The organism is Evansella vedderi, from assembly GCF_030813435.1.
Taxonomy (GTDB): Bacteria; Bacillota; Bacilli; order Bacillales; family Salisediminibacteriaceae; genus Evansella; species Evansella vedderi.
The window spans coordinates 26,798-45,242 of the sequence record NZ_JAUSUG010000012.1 but is presented as its reverse complement, the minus strand read 5'-3'; the positions used below and the strand labels follow the sequence as shown (position 1 = coordinate 45,242).

Here is an 18,445-nt window from a genome sequence, read left to right as displayed (position 1 = left end):
TGAGAAAATTAATCATCCTTAATGTAAGGTAAGGATACGGTAAAAACGGTACCCATTCCTACTTCACTTTGCACTTCCATCGTACCACTGTGGGATTTTACAATAGTATCTGCAATGGCTAACCCAAGACCGGTACCGCCTGTTTCACGACTTCTTACACTATCTACTCTGTAAAAACGATCAAAAACCTTATCTAATTTATCCTTTGGAATACCTATCCCTTGATCTTCTACTGAGACATAGGCCTTATTTATCTTAGTACCAACGATAACGAATATTTCTGAACTGCTGTACTTAATGGCGTTATCAATTAAAATACGGAGAACTTGCTCCAATTTTTTTTCTTCACCTATAATGAAAGTGTTAGGATTTTTAATCGTGACGTTAATTTTCCGATTATACGTTTTTCCCATCGTAAGACACACTTCTTCACACATGGAGGCTAAATCTATCTTACAATAATTAGTAGTCAGTGCCGTGTGATCCTGAGCCAAGGCCAACATTTGCCCCGTCATCTCTCTCATTCTTTTTGATTCAGAGAGGATCGCATCGATGGATTCTTCTAAAACTTTTGGATCCTTTGATCCCCAGCGTTTTAACATATTAGCATTACTTTCAATGACCGTTAATGGTGTTTTTAATTCATGTGATGCGTCAGAAACGAATTGTTGTTTCTTATCCATGGTTTCTTTCAACAAGTCGGACATGTTATTAAAAGTTGTGGCCATCTCATACAATTCATCCTTCGATTCATTCTCTAAATCTATTTTCTTTAAGGTCCCCTTTTGTTGGATTTCCTGCATGGTGTTAACCATTAGCTGAATCGGCTTTAAAATTAATTTACTTAACAACGTTCCTCCTATGAGGGCCGGAATCAAGATGAATACTGACACGATCCATAAAACAATCCTAAGGAGCTGTAACACTTCTTGCATAGGCTGAAGACTTTCCGTTACTTCTAAGGTAACAATCGACCCATCTTCCCAAATGAGGGGAAAATAGGAGACGGCAACTTTTTCTCCGTTCTCCCGTTCAAACATTGTAGTTAATTGACCTGTTAGATATTCTATTGGAAGGTTTACAAGTTCCGGACGCTGAGTCACTACAATATTCGTTTCTCCATGCTCGTTTATGATCCGAATCATTCCATTGGAAGGGCTATAGTTTCTAAGCATTCTCGCGGATGGGGGGGTTGGTCCGGAGACAGCTGCAGTATGAATAATGGAAGCAATATTTTCTGTTTGTCTTTCCAACTGGTCTAACTCGTTATCTATTAAAAGGTTGGAAAACCCGTAGAATACCGCTGTATTTAATATCAAAATGATTACTAGTAGTAAAGTCAAGGAGAAAACTTGAATTTTCGTGCGGATTCTCATAGGGTCGGCTCCTTCAAAATATATCCCACTCCCCTTACAGTATGAATCAAAGAATCTGGAAATTTGTCATCAATCTTTTTTCGTAAATAACGAATATAAACATCCACTACATTGGTGTCTCCAACGTAATTATATCCCCAAACGGAATTTAGTATTTGTTCCCTATCTAAAACTTGATTTTTGTTTTTGGTTAAAAAAAGGAGAAGATCATATTCCCGTTTTGTTAATTCTAATTCCTGTCCTGATCTTTTTACAAGACGTAAGTCATCATCTATCGTTAAGTCAGCCACCTGTAAAGAATGGCTTTTCGGTTGCTGGAGTTGCTGAGTGCGTAAACAAGACCGTATCCGGGCAAGTAATTCTTCAATTTGAAAGGGTTTGGTTATGTAATCGTTTGCCCCTTGATCCAGTCCACTTACTTTGTCAGGGACAGAGTCTCTTGCAGTAAGCAAAATAACAGGAGTAATTTGGTCAGTAGCACGAATCCGGCGCAGTACTTCCATTCCGTTTAGCTCCGGAATCATAATATCTAGTAAAATTAAGTCCCAATTTTTTTCCCGTGCCAAGGAAAGACCACTCGTACCGTCCCCCACAGTCTCCACTTTGTAACCTTCATATTCTAGCTCTAAGCGTATTACCCGTGCTATATTTGCTTCGTCCTCGATAATTAAAATGGAGTATTTCGATTCCATGCAAATTCCTCCTTTTTCTACATAAAGCTTACAATGAAATTGGTAGCTTGCCAATGATAAATAAAACATCCCCCTTCAACGCTGAAGAGAGGATGCTGCTTTTAGTAATTTTTAAAGATTAGGGATACGTTATGTCCTCCAAATCCGAAGGAATTGGATAAGCTCATGGTCACATCGGTTACGAGTGCTGTATTTGGAACGTAATTTAAATCCATCCCATCATCAGGAGTCTCGTAATTGATCGTTGGTGGTACGATTCCCTCCTTAATTGCTAACAGGGAGAATATGGCTTCTACGGCTCCTGCTGCCCCTAATAAATGCCCAGTCATTGATTTCGTAGAGCTTACAGATAGTTCGTATGCATGGTTCCCAAATACCTTTTTAATGGCTTGTGTTTCATAAAGGTCATTATAATGAGTGGAGGTGCCATGGGCATTAATATAATTTACCTGTTCAGGGTTGGCGCCAGCATCCTCAAGGGCTAATTTCATTGCCCTTTGCCCCCCTTCCCCATTAGGTGCAGGAGTAGTGATGTGGTGAGCATCTCCTGTTGCTCCGTACCCCACTAACTCTCCATATATTTTTGCTCCTCGAGATAGGGCGTGATCTAGCTCTTCTAGAATAACAACTCCAGATCCCTCAGCAATAACAAATCCGTCCCGATTTTTATCAAAAGGTCTACTTGCCGTTCGGGGATCAGGATTTGTGGAAAGGGCCGTCATGTTGGAAAAACCTGCAATGGTCATTTCCGTAATGGACGCCTCTGACCCACCTGCAATCATCATATCAGCGTGGCCATTTTGTACCACTCGAAAGGCATCCCCGATAGAATTGGCCCCGGAAGCACAAGCCGTTACGGAACAATTGTTAATACCTTTCGCCCCAGTTTCAATAGATACTCTTCCTGAAGCCATATCCGGAATAAACATTGGAATAATAAAAGGACTGACACGCTTCGGGCCTTTCTTTAAAAACTTTTTGTGCTGCTCTTCGAATTCGTCCAAGCCGCCAATGCCTGAACCAATCCAAACACCAACCCTCTCCGCGTCCACGTTATCTCCAATATGTATATCCCCGTCCTTCAGTGCCATTTTACTAGCTGCAATAGCAAAATGAGTAAATCGGGCCATTCTCCTTGCCTCTTTAAAATCAATAAATTCTTTCGGGTCAAACTCCTTCACTTCTGCTGCAACTTTTACATTGAAATTCTCCGTATCAAACTTTGTTAAAGGTGCAACTCCTGAAACTCCATTCTTGATGTTTTCCCAAGTGGAGTTAATGTCATTACCTAATGGTGTAACTCCACCAATTCCCGTAACAACTACCCGCTTCTTCATGATCCTTCTCTCCTTTTCCCCTATATTTTGAGGGAATTTCTTTTGTTTTAGGCTCTGTTATAGATTGAAGACCCCGCAGGGACGAGCGTTACTTCACGAATACGCTTCGAGTTGTCTCGACGGATGCAGCTCCAAAGCAGTGCTAGCAGAGGAAGAGACACAGTTTTTCCCGAGGAGTCTGAAGTGTTGCCCGCGGAAAGCGAGCGTCCTGAAGCGAAAATCAACATCAAAGTTTAACAGAGCCTTGTTTTTAAAAAAACTATTACTAGGTAATATAATCAAGTATCTAATTCTATTCTACATTAAATCTAAAAAAATAGTAAAAATTATTACTACAAGTTTGTTAAGTTTATGGATCACTAGAATATAATATTACTTGTCCATTTATTTTATGCATAGAAAGGTGTGTCAAAGGTCTCATAGTTGACCGATGACACACCGTCCCCATCAAAGGCTATTACACAGCTGTTCCTAATGCTGCTGCACCAATGATTACTAACAGGATGAAGATTACTAATACAAACGCAAATCCTCCAATTCCACGATGTGCAGGGTATGCAGGAGCTGCATAAACTGGAGCTGCTGCAGGATATCCATAACCATAACCGTATGCTGACATGAGTAAAACCTCCTTGAATAGATTAATTAAAGGTAAGGTTAAACCTTCTACACGTACTTTATGCGATATAAGAAAATATGTATGGGGATTCGACTAAGTTTCCCAAAATTAGGCACTTGCCCCCAGGCCCTAATGTTGTATTTTCTTTACTTCGAACTTGTTACAAGTAAGGTTTTTACAAAGGCTCCATATGATCTCCTTCATTTCTTCGTTATCAGCATATTTAGGGTATACCCTTTTATCTTTAAATTGTTTTATATCTTCTATGAAGCTGGTGCCATATTCGGAGACTTTGACAATTTGCCCGTATTCGTTAATAAGTTTTCCGGTTATATTTCTAAATTTATCAGAGGTACAAATTTCATAATAAATATTTGCCATCGATTCTGGTGATGTTGCAAATGGGTGTTGCATCCAAGCTAACACTCGGAAAAAGGGACTTAGTTTTTTTATTGTCTCCTTGGACAGTTTAACGGCTGGTATTTGAATAGCATTGACTTGGATGCCAGCCTCCTTAAATTCCTCCGCAAATTTAAAAGTGAGCATTAACAATGCCATTTTGGAGTCTCCATACCGCTTGTATACATTATAAGGTTGACTGTCCTTATATTCCCCATGTAAATTATCTAATTCCAATTTTCTTTTTGTATCAAAAAAATGACGAATATTCGTGGTGCACGCATGGAGGATACGAGGGTCTTCCGATTTTGCCAGATGCTCCCTCATTAAGTTGGTCATTAGATAAGGACCAAATGTGTTCGTTGCAAAGGTTAACTCAATATTGTCTTTACTCAATTGATAGACCTTTTCCCCGTGGTTAAGGTAAGCAGCATTATGAATAAGGATATCTAATTTATCAAATTTGTTCCAAAATTGACTACAAAATTCACGGATAGAAGCAAAGGAAGAAACATCTAGCTCCATAAGCTCCACTTTCTCATTTTTTGTAACCTCTACAATTTGTTTTTGTACCTCCCTGCTTATTTCTAAATTACGGCAAGCCATAATAACATGATAGCCCTCTTCTGCGAATTTAGTTGCCGCTGCTCTGCCGATCCCGGAATTAGCCCCTGTAATTATGACAATTCTGTTGTTCAAACTTTATTCCCCCTTTTTTTCGTTCCTGCGTTGATAACGAGAATAGACAGCCCACGATTTTTTGGAATCGTTTTATGTTGATCTAATGCTATACTGCTGGATATGTTACAGTCAATCCATTTTTGATGAAAAATTCATACATTTTTGTGGAGAGGGTGTGTATTTGACTCAGGTACATGTGTCACAAATAACCTGTACCATGAATAGGATGAGGTGTACGAAACTATTTAGCTAATGAACTCATTTCAATCTTTATATGATCGATAGAAAGAGGGATGAACGATACGATTGTAAAGGAGGTTCACCTAATGGCTAAATATAAGAGAAAAAGAATTGTTGTTGATGCTGTTCGGATTACAAGGCCAATAACCATTGAAACCTCTAAAGGGACCATGAAAGGTAACCCCGGGGATTTTCTCATAACCGATAAAAACGGGGAACAATACCCGTGTGAATCGGAGTTGTTTTACGAAATGTATGAACCAGTAAAGGGGTATGTTAATGTGAAGTCCTTTATGGGAAAATCATGGCGGAAACTAAAGCAAAAAATAAAAGAAAATGAACCCAAACCGCGAAAATTAAAGAACCCAACAGAGGAATAGAGGCTGGGACAAAAGCGTTTTGTCAATAAGAATTCCGAACGAAGCATATAAATCGCTTCGGAAATATACTTCCCTTTCCGCGGGCGGCTGGTGAGCCCCCTCGTGCTTACGCACGTGTGGTCTCACCTTTACCTTTGCTAAGCCCACTGAAAAAGATAAAAAGCGATCTTTTTTCAGTGGGCTCGCCTTTGCTCCCGCAGGACACTGATTACACATCCTTGAGATTGCCCACGCACGAAGAAAATGTGCTAACATTTTCGAGGAGTCTACGTATATTTCCTCCGCTACAATAAAACAATATTCGTATTTTCATCTAAACACTTTAGTAATGTCCCAACTCATTTTTCTAACATAAGTTAACATAATATTATTATAGTAAACTCCCTTTACTTCATTTATCTTTATTTACTTTCTATTCCCCTAAATCATGGTTTCTACTAATAGGGTTATCTTTGTAGGTAATCCAATCACTCCAGCTTCCTGCATACAGCTTCGGTCTTAGATCAATCTCATGGAAAGCTAGAATATTGGCACATGCTGTTACCCCTGAACCACAATAAACGATCAGTTCCTTGTTGCTTAATTCCTTATATTTTTTTAGCGACTCTTTTTGCTCTTCTTTTAGAAGCCAAATACCATTTTCCCCCAACCTATTTTGCCAATCCTCATTAATAGCACCAGGAATATGACCCGCGACAGGGTCAACCGTTTCCATTATTCCTAAATACCTCTCTTCTGCCCTAGAATCAATAAGGACAACATTTGAATTGGAAGTCTTTTCCTTTACCTCTTCCATGGAAGCGAGCATTTGTTGTTGAACGTCTGGAGTAAAGCTAGTTGGTATCAGTTTCGGTTGTACCGTAGAGATTGGATACCCCTTTTCTTTCCAATGTGTAAAGCCTTCGTTTAATATATAGACTTTTTCATGCCCTAAATACTTCAACATCCACCAAAGTCGGGCTGCCATTGCTCCTCCTTGGTCATCATAGGCAATGACCTTTTTGTCATTGGAGATTCCAGCTTGTTCGAAGATATGTACCATTTTTTCTACTGTTGGAAGAGGGTGCCTGCCACCATGCTCCGATATGGGAGCAGAAAGGTCCTTCTCTAAATCCATATAAATAGCCCCCGGTATATGCTCCTTCTTGTATGCTTCAACACCTATTGTCGACTGACCAAGCTGAAAACGACAATCGGCAATAATAATGTTTGTGTCGTCGAGTTTTTCTTTTAGCCACTCGGATGTGACGATATTTTTATAACTCATTCCATACGCCCCCTTCACCTTTTAATAACTTACTCTTCCCTAAAAAAATCAAAATACCTTCTTAATTCACTAAATAGGTATTAGGAACCTTTTTAAACAACTGTTTAAAAAGTTGGATTTCTACACAATCATTCAATTCTTTTGCAAAATGTTTGTGTTTTTGTTCGATTATGCGCTTGCCCGGAAAATATCAGTATTTCTCACTGCGAAATGACAAAGCACAAAAAATAGGCGGTCCATTCAACCGCCTATTTACAACCATCTATTCACGTAATTTTACTGCCCTTGCCCTAAGGAATACCCTAACTGATCGTTAAACTTATAGAGGTTTTCCGTTTTAATGCAGTCAAGCCCAGCGTCTTCTATACGCCCTAATAAATTCAAAATATCACGATTAGAGGCTTCCATATTCCCATCATTTAAATTGAAACGGCAGCGCCAGTGATCCGTTGTGAACGTTTCTGGGAATCCTCCTGGATAAACCTTTACACCGCGATTCGTAATTATGGCAAGCTTGAATTCTGGTCCTGCTGCAGCCTCTAACTTAGCACCTAGCTCATCTGGAGACAATTCATTGTTAAATAAGAACACGTCTACCCCATCTAGTTGTCTTACTACATCTGCCTTCGGGCGATCTACTACAGATGGAGCCATCGGAGAAACTGTTTCTTCAATTTTCTCTTCCACTCCGTAGCTCACTGGTTCCATTGTTGTTGGCTTTTGGCCAAGTCGATCCATCACAGCTTCCGCAAATTCCATTGTACCAACAGATGCTCCACCTTTAGCAATATCTCCAGTGAAGATGCCATCCTCTAATGTTTTTAGCCAAGCATTATGGATCTTTGCTGCAATTTCTGGCTGACCGATGTGTACAAGCATCATAATTGCCCCGTTAATTAAGCCAGATGGGTTAGCAATGCCCTTCCCTGCAATATCAGGTGCACTTCCATGGATTGCTTCAAACATGGCACATTGGTCACCAATGTTCGCAGATCCTGCAAGACCCACACTTCCTGTGATTTGAGCTGCCACGTCAGATGCAATATCTCCATATAAATTCGGCATTACAACTACATCAAAATCCTGTGGTGTATCAGCTATCTTTGCAATACCGATATCAATAATCCAGTGCTCTTTTTCAATGTCTGGGTACTCTTCTGCAATCTCATTAAATACTTTATGAAAAAGTCCGTCAGTTAGCTTCATGATGTTATCTTTCGAGAAGCAAGTTACCTTCTTACGATTGTTTTTACGTGCATATTCAAAAGCATAGCGAATTATTTTTTCAGAACCAGGTCGCGTTATTAATTTCAAGCATTGAACAACCTCTGGAGTTTGTTGGTGCTCAATTCCTGCATAAAGGTCCTCTTCATTTTCACGAACAATCACTAAGTCCATATTAGGATGTTTTGTTTTAATAAATTGTTCATAAGAAATGTTTGGTCTCACATTTGCATATAATCCTAAAGACTTTCGTATTGTAACATTTAAGCTCTTGTAACCTCCCCCTTGAGGAGTAGTTATTGGTGCTTTCAAAAATACTTTTGTACGTCTTAAAGATTCCCATGCATCATCTGGTATCCCTGTAGAATGTCCTTCTAAGTACAACTTTTCACCAATGTCAATGAACTCAGGTTCAATCATAGCACCTGCTCGATCTAAAATTTTAAGTGTAGCATCCATGATTTCCGGACCAATGCCGTCTCCCATAGCTACAGTAATTGGCTGTTTTTTTGTCATTGTATCTTTGCCCCTTTCAATATGCTTTATGTATGATCACTTGAAAAAAGTGATATTATCACTATATCAAGTTGGTTTTCCATCTATTATGTTATTTCATTATAACTAATTATGTCAATTATTCAGAAAAGAGTGAAAAATCACTGTTACTTTTATGGGAACTCTTTAATTAAAATCTAACTGACCAGTTAACATTCCTAAAAATTCTTTTTAGTAATATAATGAACTTAGTTAATCATGAATCTTCCTATAGTATTTCAAAAAGGAGAGAAAATATTGTATTGGCAGATAATCATTTTAGCTGTTGCCTCAAATATCGATGATCTTGGAGCTGGATTCTCATTAGGTTTAAAAGGACGTCTTCCCTGGAGAGTTATTTGGATTATTTCCATTTTATCTGGACTTACCATGGCAATTGGTATACTTCTTGGGGGACAACTTTCATTTTTATTACCTAGTAACGTCCCACATTACATTGCGACTTTTATCTTTATTTGTATTGGTTTATGGTTTATTTTTCAAGGCTATAAGGGAAAGGAAGAAGAAGAAGCGAAGAAGAGTTCCGGCCAGCAAATTGGTTGGAAGACTGCATTTATTCTTGGGATAGCCCTTGGTATCGACTCTGTTGCAGCAGGGATTTCAGGCGGTTTATCTGGGTTTCCCATATTACTTACAAGCATACTGGCATGGTTTACAAGCTTCCTTTTCCTATGGGTGGGTTCTCATTTTGGCAGTCTTGTGAGTATTAAGTTTATAAGAGACTTTGCGGACTTTTTTTCCGGTATATTGTTCTTACTCCTTGCTGCCGCCATCTTTTGGTTTTAGGCCAAACATAAAAGGAGCTTAGGCATTTTGTTAGCTCCTTTTCCATTTTGTTATCATAAAGCAAAAAAATGAGTAAATAATTTTACTCATTTTTTTGAAATCAATCATATGGAAGAAATTAACGTCAATGAAGTTACTTCTTCTTCTTACCATCTATCATTTTTGCAATTTTGTTCATATCGATAGCTTGAGGATTTTGTGTAATTGTCTTTACTAATTGATCCTCTGTTTCCTTTGGAACTTTTTTATTAGCTAGCTTTCCCACTTCTTGTATAATGCCCCTTACGGTTTTCTCATCCTTAAAGTTCGCTCCTTGAATAGAGTTAGCTAATTTAAAAAGCTCCTGCATGTTTACCCCAGATTTTTTTTCAATGTTCTTAAAGAGATTGTCTTTACTCACAATAAACCTCCTCCCTAGCATTTAAAAAATCTCAATTTTACAAAAGAAACCATCAAAATTGTCTAGTTTGTTTGTTTCAAAAAAACTTAAAGTGGTCTTTCGTAATAATTAGCTTATGCAGTATGAAGGCTGTTGGTTGGGCTTTAATAGTAGGTTATGTACAGTTAATAAAAATGTGCTTTAGTGAAAATGAAAACTTAATTTGAATACGTTGTACTATTTTCATACAAACCAAATTTAACAAATACATACATAAACTATATCCAACTGGAAAAAATAATTTATGGAGGTGTATACTGTGACAAACCCTTATTTATGTCCAAATTGCAAAACAAATCGTTCTCGTTTTAACATTATTGAACAAGTAGCAACCCCTGTAAAAATGGATCCGCAATCTGGTGAAATCATTGATAAATTTACAAATGAAAATTTAGATCCCTTCCACACCCCTTATAAAGGACCTTCCCTTAAAGTCCAATGCGGTTCTTGTGGTCTAGTAGAAGATGAACGATCATTTGTTAAATTTGCAGAACATAATCAGCGACAATAATTCAATTTTTAATATAAGAAAAAAATTGATGTGAAAATGTTTAGGCCAAATCTTCAGCATGATTTGGTCTTTTATTTGTTTTTAAATGTTCTTTTCGCAAGGCTCTTTTCTAAAAAATTGTTGTTTTCTACAAATATTATTTAGCTTGGATACGCTACAGGCGTAATGTCACCCCCTGGTTCACCGCGGGCAATGCCTCAGTAAACCGCCCTCCGGGGTCTTCGTCTATTGCTTTTCCCGCGGGGGTCATCGCCTTTTGCTACTCCAAGCTTTGTTAAAAAGCAACAAAGTTTGCAAAAACAGTATTTTTAAACATTGAAACTTTTTATTCTGTAATCCGTATATAAGAAATAGGTCCAATAATCATAATTTTTAATTGGGAGTGTTTTAATGAAGAATTTTTTGAAGTACTTTATGTGGACGATGCTTATTGGGATTATTTTGTATTATGGATTCAAAATTGAACTTAATTTGCAGGAAATGGCTAGGTCCACTTTTAGGTTGTTTCCATTAGTAGTATTTGGTACTCTTTTTCCTTTATTTTTAGGGATGATACTTCGTTTACCACAATTTATTAATGAAATTAGAGAAAAAAAACGCTGGAAGTTTAACTGGGCAAAATTTATAGCAATTGGTTTACCTGCATTGTATATTACCATTATTCCCCTATTCTTTTTCACATCATTTGGCCATTCCTTACCATTAACAATGGAAGTTGCACAAGTGACAAATCCAAGTATAACAACTATTTCTGGTATAATATCCGGCTATATCCTTCTAGACTGTATGAAGGAATAAAGGAAATTTAAATTAGCGGAAAAACATAATAAAAGCTGCCCCTTAAATTAATAGGTAGTGTCCAGTAATTTAAGGGGCAGTTTATTTTTGCTATAAGACCTTCGATAGGAATGCCTGGGTTCTTTCATGTTGAGGGTTATCAAAAATGTCTTGAGGACTCCCTTCTTCTACAATATATCCCCCATCCATAAAGATTACTCGATCCGCTACTTCACGGGCGAACCCCATTTCATGAGTTACAATAACCATGGTCATCCCTTCTTTAGCTAAATCCTTCATTACGGCTAGTACATCCCCAACCATTTCAGGGTCTAATGCAGACGTGGGTTCATCAAACAGCATGATACTAGGCTCCATTGCTAAAGCCCTTGCAATGGCAGCACGTTGTTTTTGCCCCCCAGATAAGTTATCTGGATAAACAGCAGCTTTATCTGTTAACCCTACCTTTTCAAGGAGCTGCATAGCAAAGTCCTTCGCATCCTCTACAGACTTTCCTTTTAAGCGAATGGGGGCAGCTGTTATATTTTCTAGCACAGTCATATGAGGGAAAAGATTAAATTGCTGGAACACCATCCCTAATTTTTGACGCATTTTATTAATATTATTTTTTGGGTCTGTAATATCGTTACCTTCTATATAGATGGAACCTCCAGTAGGTTCCTCTAATCGATTGATACATCTTAAAAAAGTACTTTTCCCTGAACCAGATGGTCCTATAACACAGACAACCTCTTGAGGTTTAACTTCAACGTTCATATCTTTTAAGACTTCTAATTCTCCAAATGATTTTTTTAAGTTTTTAATTTTTATCATGAAACATCTAATCTCCTTTCAAGCCAACGGGAGAACATCGTTAGTATATAAATGATAATGAAGTATAATACTCCTACTGCAAATAAAATCTGAAACGCACGAAAGTTCATAGCGTAGATGGATTGCCCAGCAAAGGTCAATTCGGCTATGCCGATTACGGAAAGGAGGGACGTATCTTTAATACTTACAATAAACTGATTAACAAAGGCAGGAATCATTCTACGTACTGCTTGTGGTAAAATAATAATTCGCATTGTTTCCGCATAAGAGAATCCTAATGTTCTACCAGCTTCCATCTGTCCTTTATCTATGGAATTAATACCAGCACGGAATATTTCTACTAAATAAGCCCCGGCGTTAATACTAATTGCTATTATACCAGCAGTAAGGGCACTCATGGTAATACCTGTAACTGAAGGTAATCCAAAATAAATAAATAATATTTGTACAAGGATAGGTGTTCCCCTAATGATATCTACATAAATTGTAGCGATGGCTCTTAGTAACTTATTTCTAGTAATACTGCAAATACCTAATACTAGACCTATTATTAAGGCTATAATCAGTGATATAACAGTAATGACAACTGTCCAATACAACCCTTTTAGGAGCGTAGGCAGTGCATCTATGATGATATTTATCGATTCGATGGTACTTCCTCCTCTTTTTTTCTAAAAAAAGGTGAGACCCCTTTGAGATCACACCTTTCTTTAATGAAATCTTATTCACCAAAGTATCTGTCGTAAATTTCGTCATACTTTCCACTTTCGTGTAAGTATGCAAGACCAGCATTCATTTTGTCTAACAATCCATCAGCTTGCTTAGAAACTGCAATACCGTAGTTTTCACCAGTAAGTCTGTCACCAACAATACGAACATCTGATTCGTCACCGTCTAATGCAATCTTATAGGCAACACTTGGATAGTCATTTATCATTGCGTCTGCATTTCCTGAAGCTAGCTCCATGTACATCGTTGCATCTTCTTGAAGTACAGTAACGTCACCGCCATATTGTTCCGCCAATTCTCTTGCTTTCTCTAGACCGGATGTTCCTTGTTTAGCAACAAATTGAGCTCCTTCAAGATCATCCATACTATTAATATCACTATCGGCTGCAACTACGAGCGATAGTCCAGACTCGAAATAGTGATCACTGAAGTCAACAACTTCTGCACGATCATCACGGATGGTAATGGCAGAAACAGCCGCATCCATTTGGTTGGCTTGTAATGCTGGGATAATACCATCAAATCTCATAATCTCCCAGTTAACTATTAAGTTTTGATTTTCCGCGATAGCTTCAATAATATCTACATCAAATCCTGTTAATTCTCCATCAACAATATACTCAAATGGTGGATAGTCTTGTACAACAGCAACGCTGATTTCTTGAGCCTCACCATCTGCTCCTGTATCATCTGCACCGCATGCACTGACAACGAGTAGCAGAACAACTGCTAATAGAGCGAAAGTGATGTTTTTAATACTTTTTAATTTTAAAATATTCAAAATTTCATCCCCCTTAGAATTTTGGTTTCCTATGAAAAGGAAACTTTATGAACACTGATATAGTTACTATACCTATTAGAAAAAAATCCCACAAATGGTGTATAAACAGATATATAAGTATCATTTTGGATAAATTGTAGTAAGGGATATTTAGGTAGCCGAAAATAAAGTTTTCCTCTATGATCATTTGGAATACTCCTTAATTCAAATTAATCGCCATAATACGACAAAAAAGGCGTTACCCAGCAAAGGTTATATTCTCCTTTTGCTAGATACGCCTCTTAACTAATCCCGATTAATGTTTTTTCCGTAATAAATTTCATCCATCTCCAGCTTTAATCTGTCTGTAATCTCCTTCTCTTCTTCCTTTGATAATTTATCTTTTTTATACCCAAATAAATAATTGTTAATGTCAAAGTTCCTTATTTTACATTTCGTGTGAAATATATTTTCTTGATAAATGTTCACATCAATCATATCGAATTGGCTCTTTACTTCTTCCGGTATGTAATTTTGAATGGAGTTAATCTCATGATCGATGAAAAGCTTGTGTCCATTTTTATCACGGGTAAACCCTCGAACTCGGTAATCCATTGTCATAATGTCCGTATCGAAGGATTGAATCATGTAGTTTAATGCCTTCAAAGGAGAAATTTCACCGCAAGTTGCCACATCAATATCTGCACGAAATGTACTTATTCCTTCGTCGGGATGATACTCAGGATACGTGTGGACCGTAATATGACTTTTATCAAGCCCCATAACAACAGCTTCAGGTAATGGTCCTGGAGATTCTTCGAATTGTTCTGTTGGTACCTCCACGACAGGTCCTTCCGAAACTAACATGGTTACACTTGCCCCTTGGGGAACATAGTCCTGTTTTGCGATGTTTAATACATGGGCTCCAATAATGTCCGCTACATTTTCTAAAATTTTTGTTAAACGGTCTGCGCTGTATACTTCATCAATATAGGCAATGTAAGCTTCTCTTTCCTCTTTTGTCTTTGTATAACAAATATCGTACATATTAAAGCTTAGTGATTTCGTAAGGTTGTTAAATTCATGTAATTCAATACGTTGCTCTGGTGTTAATTTCACGCCAATTTCCCCTTTTATTCGAAATTCATTTCACTTACACTCCGAGTTGTTCATAGTTGTCTATTTTTTATAGTACCCATACTTAAAGATAAAAAACATGATTTCCACAAGGGAAAAGCTGATTGGATGGTAAATCCTTTAAGGATTAATCATTGATGTTATTGAAATAATAACTACTGTAACAAAGATATTCATCCTTGTTACAGGTCTTACTTTCCAAATAAACGGGGGTTATGCAGTGGCACATAAGGAGAGAGATTTCATTAATAATGACACGGAAAAGCAGACGAGTGAAATCAACAACCCAGATATTAGCCTTGGAAATATGGACTCAGAATTCGCCTACGAAGTACATGCAGAGGATCTAGCAAAACGAAGCGTACGTAACATCAGAAACAATCAAGAATTAAACACAGACAACTTCTAAAAATGATTATTGAAATGTCGTGAAGCAATGGTTCCTTTTTAAAGGAAATCATTGCTTTTTTTATAATTTTAAAAGATTGCTCCTGTGCCACTTCGTTTGCTCGTCGCAGATGATTAGTGCTCCTGTGCCACTTCGTTTGCTCGTCGCAGATGATTAGTGCTCCTGTACCACTTCGTTTGCTCGTCGGACGAAGACTAACTGTTGTTAATTTGGCTTGGATACACTACAGGCGGCGACTCCAAGCTTTTCAAAGACAAAAATATTTGTGAAACAGCTTAGTGATCTAGGGCCATTTATTCAAAATAATTCCAAACACAAAAGTATATAGACAAGTTTTCCAAATGAGTACATACCCTTATAGTAGACAGAAAAAAATAAGGTGATGGAATGGCCGAACTACTGAAAGTCTTTCTCATTAGTTTTGTAAGTGATTTAGATAATATTATCGTTTATGTATCCATTTTAAAAAGATATGCCTCTTCTTTTTTAGTTGTATTAGTCATAACAGCAATTTTAACGATTAACAGAACATTCTCTGTTTCCCTAATCCATTATTTATATACGATTCCGTGGGTGGAATTTTCCATTGGAGTAATTTTGTTAATCATTGCCTTTAAAATGGCCTCGAAACAAACGGAGTTTGTTTCCAGTAAGCGAATTTCTAGCTTACCAAAAGTACTCTTCACTATTATTGCCTTAGATTTAGTTTTAAGCATTGATAACGTATTAATTGTGTCCGAACTATCGAGAACACCCGCTATTATTTATGGAGGGATCGGACTAAGCTTATTTCTTCTTTTTATGTTTTCATCATATGTTTTCCAATTTGTTAAGTTTTTTCCATGGGCATTTGTTGTAGTAGCAGCATTTATCGGTTATACTGCAATGGAAAACATGATTAAAAACAACCCTGTGTACAACCTGCTATTAGGGAATTTTAAAAACATGGAAGAATTAATTCCTTTGTTTTCCAAGGGGATGGCGATAATTATCCTTATTTATGGTTTATATCATTCCTTTAAAAATGATCGAATTTACATTATCAAATAATAAATGTCAGGGAGATCTTTGCCGATTCCCTGACATTTTAAAATCATTTTAGTTTCGATAATAGTTAAACCATGCCACAAGTCGTTCAAATCGATCTATTTGGTGTATTGGCCGGGAAAGACCGTGAAATTCATCTGGATAGCGGATCATAATGGCTTCTTTCCCTAATCTTTTTAATGCAATGTAAAATTCCTCTGTTTGTGAAGGGGCAACCCTTAAGTCATTTTCCCCGTGCATGAGCATAACGGGTGTAGTTACCTTCTCCACATGTCCTATAGCTGAATGACGAATAAGATGTTCCCCATCCTTCCACGGTGTACCTCCATACTCATATTCATCGGCCATTGTAATATCGGAAGTTCCGTAACCACTCAGCATATTTGTTACACTAGCTCCAGCACAAATGGCTTTAAACCGATCCGTTTGAGTGGAGATCCAGCAGGACATGTATCCTCCATAAGACCAGCCGTGGACAAACATATTATTTGTATCGATAAATCCTTTTGAAATAACTGTATCTACACCGGCCATAATATCTTTGTAGTCCAGATCTCCCCAGTTTTTATCAATAGAACAGGCAAAATTTTGACCATATGCCTCACTTCCCCTTGGGTTAGTAAACAATACAACATATCCTTGTGTGCTAAAAATTTGTGCAGTGAACATAAACCCTGGTCCGTAGGAAGCGTGTGGACCGCCATGAATAAGTAAAACAAGAGGATATTTTTTATTTTGGTCAAACTCGCTTGGATAAACGATCCACCCGTCGATTTTTTGGTTACCTTCACTTTTGTAAGTGAATTTTTCCCAAGGGCCTATTTGAATATTATTCATTAGATCAGCATTTACATTTGTTAGCTGTATTTCCCCCTTTTCACCATTATGTAGAAATAGTTCAGGAGGTTGTACAGGACTGGTTGCAGAATAAATAATAATTTCATCTCCTGCCTGGATACTAGCTATAGACCGATGTTCATTTGTTAAATAAGGTTTTACCTGAAAGTCCTTTGTAGAAGCTTCATATATTTGCCCCGCTCCCCTGTCATTAACTAAAAATAATAATCTATCCTTTTGCCAAACTTTTGCATTTCCTCCACGAATACCAACATCGGAACCGGAACCGCCCAATGGACGGTCTAGCTCTGCCATTAAATTAAGAGCGTTTTTTACCGTTAAAGGGGAGAGATTACCATTTTGCTTAAGTTCATTTATATATTTTTCCACATTAATGACCCATAAGTGGGTAGTTGTTGACTCTCCTGCTTTGTTGTCATGCCCCCCAAAGACTACAAACCTTCCGCATGTTGACCAGTTTGGGCTTTGTGTTGGTCCTGGCGCCTCATAAAGAAGGTGAGCATTACCACTTTTGACTTCAAAAAGCCATAAATCAACGCTTTTGTCGTAGTCTGCAGTTGTTGTTCTGCGAGAGCTTACAACTAAATAATTCCCACATGGTGATAATGTAGGGCCGCTATGGTCGAAATCACCACCAGTAATTTGCCGCCCTTGCTCCTTCCAGTTGGAATCAGGCTGACTTGGGACGTCGGTAATAAAGATTTGACTTCTTACATTTCCAAAATAACCTTGTCCATCAAAGCGATAACTAAATCGAGTGATTACCTTCACTTCATTTTTCTTTTTATCCTTATCCTTGTCTATTTCATCTTTACTTTTATGTAAATTATCAGCGATTTCCTTCAGACGTTTCGTGTCCTTTTCAGGTGCCCCTGGATAAGGTGTCCATTGGGAATCTTCGTGACTAAATACTTGAGCAGAATAGATTATTTTATCCCCATTAGGTGACCAAATAAGAGGAGGTGCTACCGCTTCCTTTGTTTTTAAACACCAAGGTTCTCCTCCATCTAAGGGGAGAATATAGATTTGATTCTTTTCTGTCCTCGTGGAAACAAAGGCTATCTTTTTTCCGTCTGGAGAAAAAATAGGTCCTTTATCCTTTCCAGAAAAAGTTAACTGTTTTGTATCATGACTATTTAAATCTTTCATATAAATATTTGTTAAAAATTTATCCTCTTTCTTGTCCACATGCTGGACTACATAAACTATGTTAGAGCCATCTGGTGAAATTTGGACCTCACCGACACCTTTAAAGCTATATAAATCTTCCGTTTGGAAATTTCTCATCTGTAAAAGACCCCCTTATTTTAAAATAGTGATGCTCTTTTCATTCTTCGTGTGTAACGACAGTTTTATTATATAGTTTCGTCATACTGAAGAGAAATAAA

19 protein-coding genes are annotated in these 18,445 nt (G+C 37.6%); 6 read left to right on the top strand and 13 right to left on the bottom strand.

What is annotated here, in order from left to right; all coding sequences use genetic code 11:
* Window positions 1-8: 8 nt before the first annotated feature.
* The 5 genes from J2S74_RS15025 to J2S74_RS15005 form a co-directional block, all read right to left on the bottom strand.
* A complete protein-coding gene (locus tag J2S74_RS15025) occupies window positions 9-1,376 on the bottom strand; it encodes a sensor histidine kinase (RefSeq protein ID WP_307326787.1) in 1,368 nt (455 codons plus the stop codon).
* The gene (locus J2S74_RS15020) at window positions 1,373-2,068 is read right to left on the bottom strand and encodes a response regulator transcription factor (protein ID WP_307326785.1); all 696 of its coding nucleotides are present in this window, start codon (window positions 2,066-2,068) and stop codon (window positions 1,373-1,375) included. The genes J2S74_RS15025 and J2S74_RS15020 overlap by 4 nt, the downstream gene beginning before the upstream one ends.
* A 101-nt stretch (window positions 2,069-2,169) precedes the next feature.
* A complete protein-coding gene (gene fabF, locus J2S74_RS15015) occupies window positions 2,170-3,405 on the bottom strand; it encodes a beta-ketoacyl-ACP synthase II (protein ID WP_307326783.1) in 1,236 nt (411 codons plus the stop codon).
* A 457-nt stretch (window positions 3,406-3,862) separates the two neighbouring features.
* Complete coding sequence (locus J2S74_RS15010; RefSeq protein WP_307326781.1) at window positions 3,863-4,024, bottom strand: YjcZ family sporulation protein; 162 nt, start codon at window positions 4,022-4,024, stop codon at window positions 3,863-3,865.
* A 129-nt stretch (window positions 4,025-4,153) separates the two neighbouring features.
* The gene (locus J2S74_RS15005; protein WP_307326779.1) at window positions 4,154-5,122 is read right to left on the bottom strand and encodes an SDR family NAD(P)-dependent oxidoreductase; all 969 of its coding nucleotides are present in this window, start codon (window positions 5,120-5,122) and stop codon (window positions 4,154-4,156) included.
* 308 nt (window positions 5,123-5,430) lie between these two features.
* On the opposite strand from J2S74_RS15005, the gene J2S74_RS15000 reads away from it, so the two are divergent.
* The gene (locus J2S74_RS15000; RefSeq protein ID WP_307326777.1) at window positions 5,431-5,724 is read left to right on the top strand and encodes a hypothetical protein; all 294 of its coding nucleotides are present in this window, start codon (window positions 5,431-5,433) and stop codon (window positions 5,722-5,724) included.
* A gap of 412 nt (window positions 5,725-6,136) precedes the next feature.
* Here the strand turns inward: J2S74_RS15000 and J2S74_RS14995 are convergent, their stop codons facing one another.
* Together J2S74_RS14995 and J2S74_RS14990 are read right to left on the bottom strand one after the other, a co-directional pair.
* A complete protein-coding gene (locus tag J2S74_RS14995) occupies window positions 6,137-6,991 on the bottom strand; it encodes a sulfurtransferase (protein ID WP_307326775.1) in 855 nt (284 codons plus the stop codon).
* 276 nt (window positions 6,992-7,267) lie between these two features.
* A complete protein-coding gene (locus tag J2S74_RS14990; protein ID WP_307326773.1) occupies window positions 7,268-8,731 on the bottom strand; it encodes an NADP-dependent isocitrate dehydrogenase in 1,464 nt (487 codons plus the stop codon).
* Window positions 8,732-9,007: 276 nt separating this feature from the next.
* Here J2S74_RS14990 and J2S74_RS14985 point away from each other — a divergent pair, with 276 nt between their 5' ends.
* A complete protein-coding gene (locus tag J2S74_RS14985) occupies window positions 9,008-9,556 on the top strand; it encodes a manganese efflux pump MntP (RefSeq protein ID WP_307326771.1) in 549 nt (182 codons plus the stop codon).
* Between the two features lie 133 nt (window positions 9,557-9,689).
* On the opposite strand, the gene J2S74_RS14980 is transcribed toward J2S74_RS14985, so the two are convergent.
* On the bottom strand, window positions 9,690-9,956 hold the full coding sequence (locus J2S74_RS14980) for a stage VI sporulation protein F (RefSeq protein WP_307326769.1): 267 nt from the start codon (window positions 9,954-9,956) through the stop codon (window positions 9,690-9,692).
* Between the two features lie 298 nt (window positions 9,957-10,254).
* Between J2S74_RS14980 and J2S74_RS14975 the strand changes: the two genes are divergently transcribed.
* Both J2S74_RS14975 and J2S74_RS14970 read left to right on the top strand, forming a co-directional pair.
* A complete protein-coding gene (locus tag J2S74_RS14975) occupies window positions 10,255-10,506 on the top strand; it encodes a DNA alkylation repair protein (protein ID WP_307326767.1) in 252 nt (83 codons plus the stop codon).
* Between the two features lie 390 nt (window positions 10,507-10,896).
* A complete protein-coding gene (locus tag J2S74_RS14970) occupies window positions 10,897-11,304 on the top strand; it encodes a hypothetical protein (protein ID WP_307326765.1) in 408 nt (135 codons plus the stop codon).
* A 90-nt stretch (window positions 11,305-11,394) separates the two neighbouring features.
* Here the strand turns inward: J2S74_RS14970 and J2S74_RS14965 are convergent, their stop codons facing one another.
* The 4 genes from J2S74_RS14965 to speD form a co-directional block, all read right to left on the bottom strand.
* Window positions 11,395-12,117: an amino acid ABC transporter ATP-binding protein gene (locus J2S74_RS14965; RefSeq protein WP_307326763.1), complete on the bottom strand. Its 723-nt coding sequence runs from the start codon at window positions 12,115-12,117 to the stop codon at window positions 11,395-11,397.
* A complete protein-coding gene (locus J2S74_RS14960) occupies window positions 12,114-12,767 on the bottom strand; it encodes an amino acid ABC transporter permease (protein WP_307327015.1) in 654 nt (217 codons plus the stop codon). Before J2S74_RS14960 ends, J2S74_RS14965 begins: the two co-directional genes overlap by 4 nt.
* Window positions 12,768-12,838: 71 nt before the next feature.
* On the bottom strand, window positions 12,839-13,627 hold the full coding sequence (locus J2S74_RS14955; protein WP_307326761.1) for a transporter substrate-binding domain-containing protein: 789 nt from the start codon (window positions 13,625-13,627) through the stop codon (window positions 12,839-12,841).
* Window positions 13,628-13,912: 285 nt separating this feature from the next.
* Window positions 13,913-14,725 (bottom strand): adenosylmethionine decarboxylase, encoded by an 813-nt coding sequence (gene speD, locus J2S74_RS14950; RefSeq protein WP_307326759.1) that lies wholly within the window; start codon window positions 14,723-14,725, stop codon window positions 13,913-13,915.
* A 238-nt stretch (window positions 14,726-14,963) separates the two neighbouring features.
* Here speD and J2S74_RS14945 point away from each other — a divergent pair, with 238 nt between their 5' ends.
* Both J2S74_RS14945 and J2S74_RS14940 read left to right on the top strand, forming a co-directional pair.
* Complete coding sequence (locus J2S74_RS14945; protein ID WP_307326757.1) at window positions 14,964-15,152, top strand: hypothetical protein; 189 nt, start codon at window positions 14,964-14,966, stop codon at window positions 15,150-15,152.
* Window positions 15,153-15,539: 387 nt separating this feature from the next.
* Complete coding sequence (locus tag J2S74_RS14940; RefSeq protein WP_307326755.1) at window positions 15,540-16,202, top strand: TerC family protein; 663 nt, start codon at window positions 15,540-15,542, stop codon at window positions 16,200-16,202.
* Window positions 16,203-16,250: 48 nt separating this feature from the next.
* Here the strand turns inward: J2S74_RS14940 and J2S74_RS14935 are convergent, their stop codons facing one another.
* On the bottom strand, window positions 16,251-18,344 hold the full coding sequence (locus J2S74_RS14935) for a S9 family peptidase (RefSeq protein ID WP_307326754.1): 2,094 nt from the start codon (window positions 18,342-18,344) through the stop codon (window positions 16,251-16,253).
* Window positions 18,345-18,445: the final 101 nt, after the last annotated feature.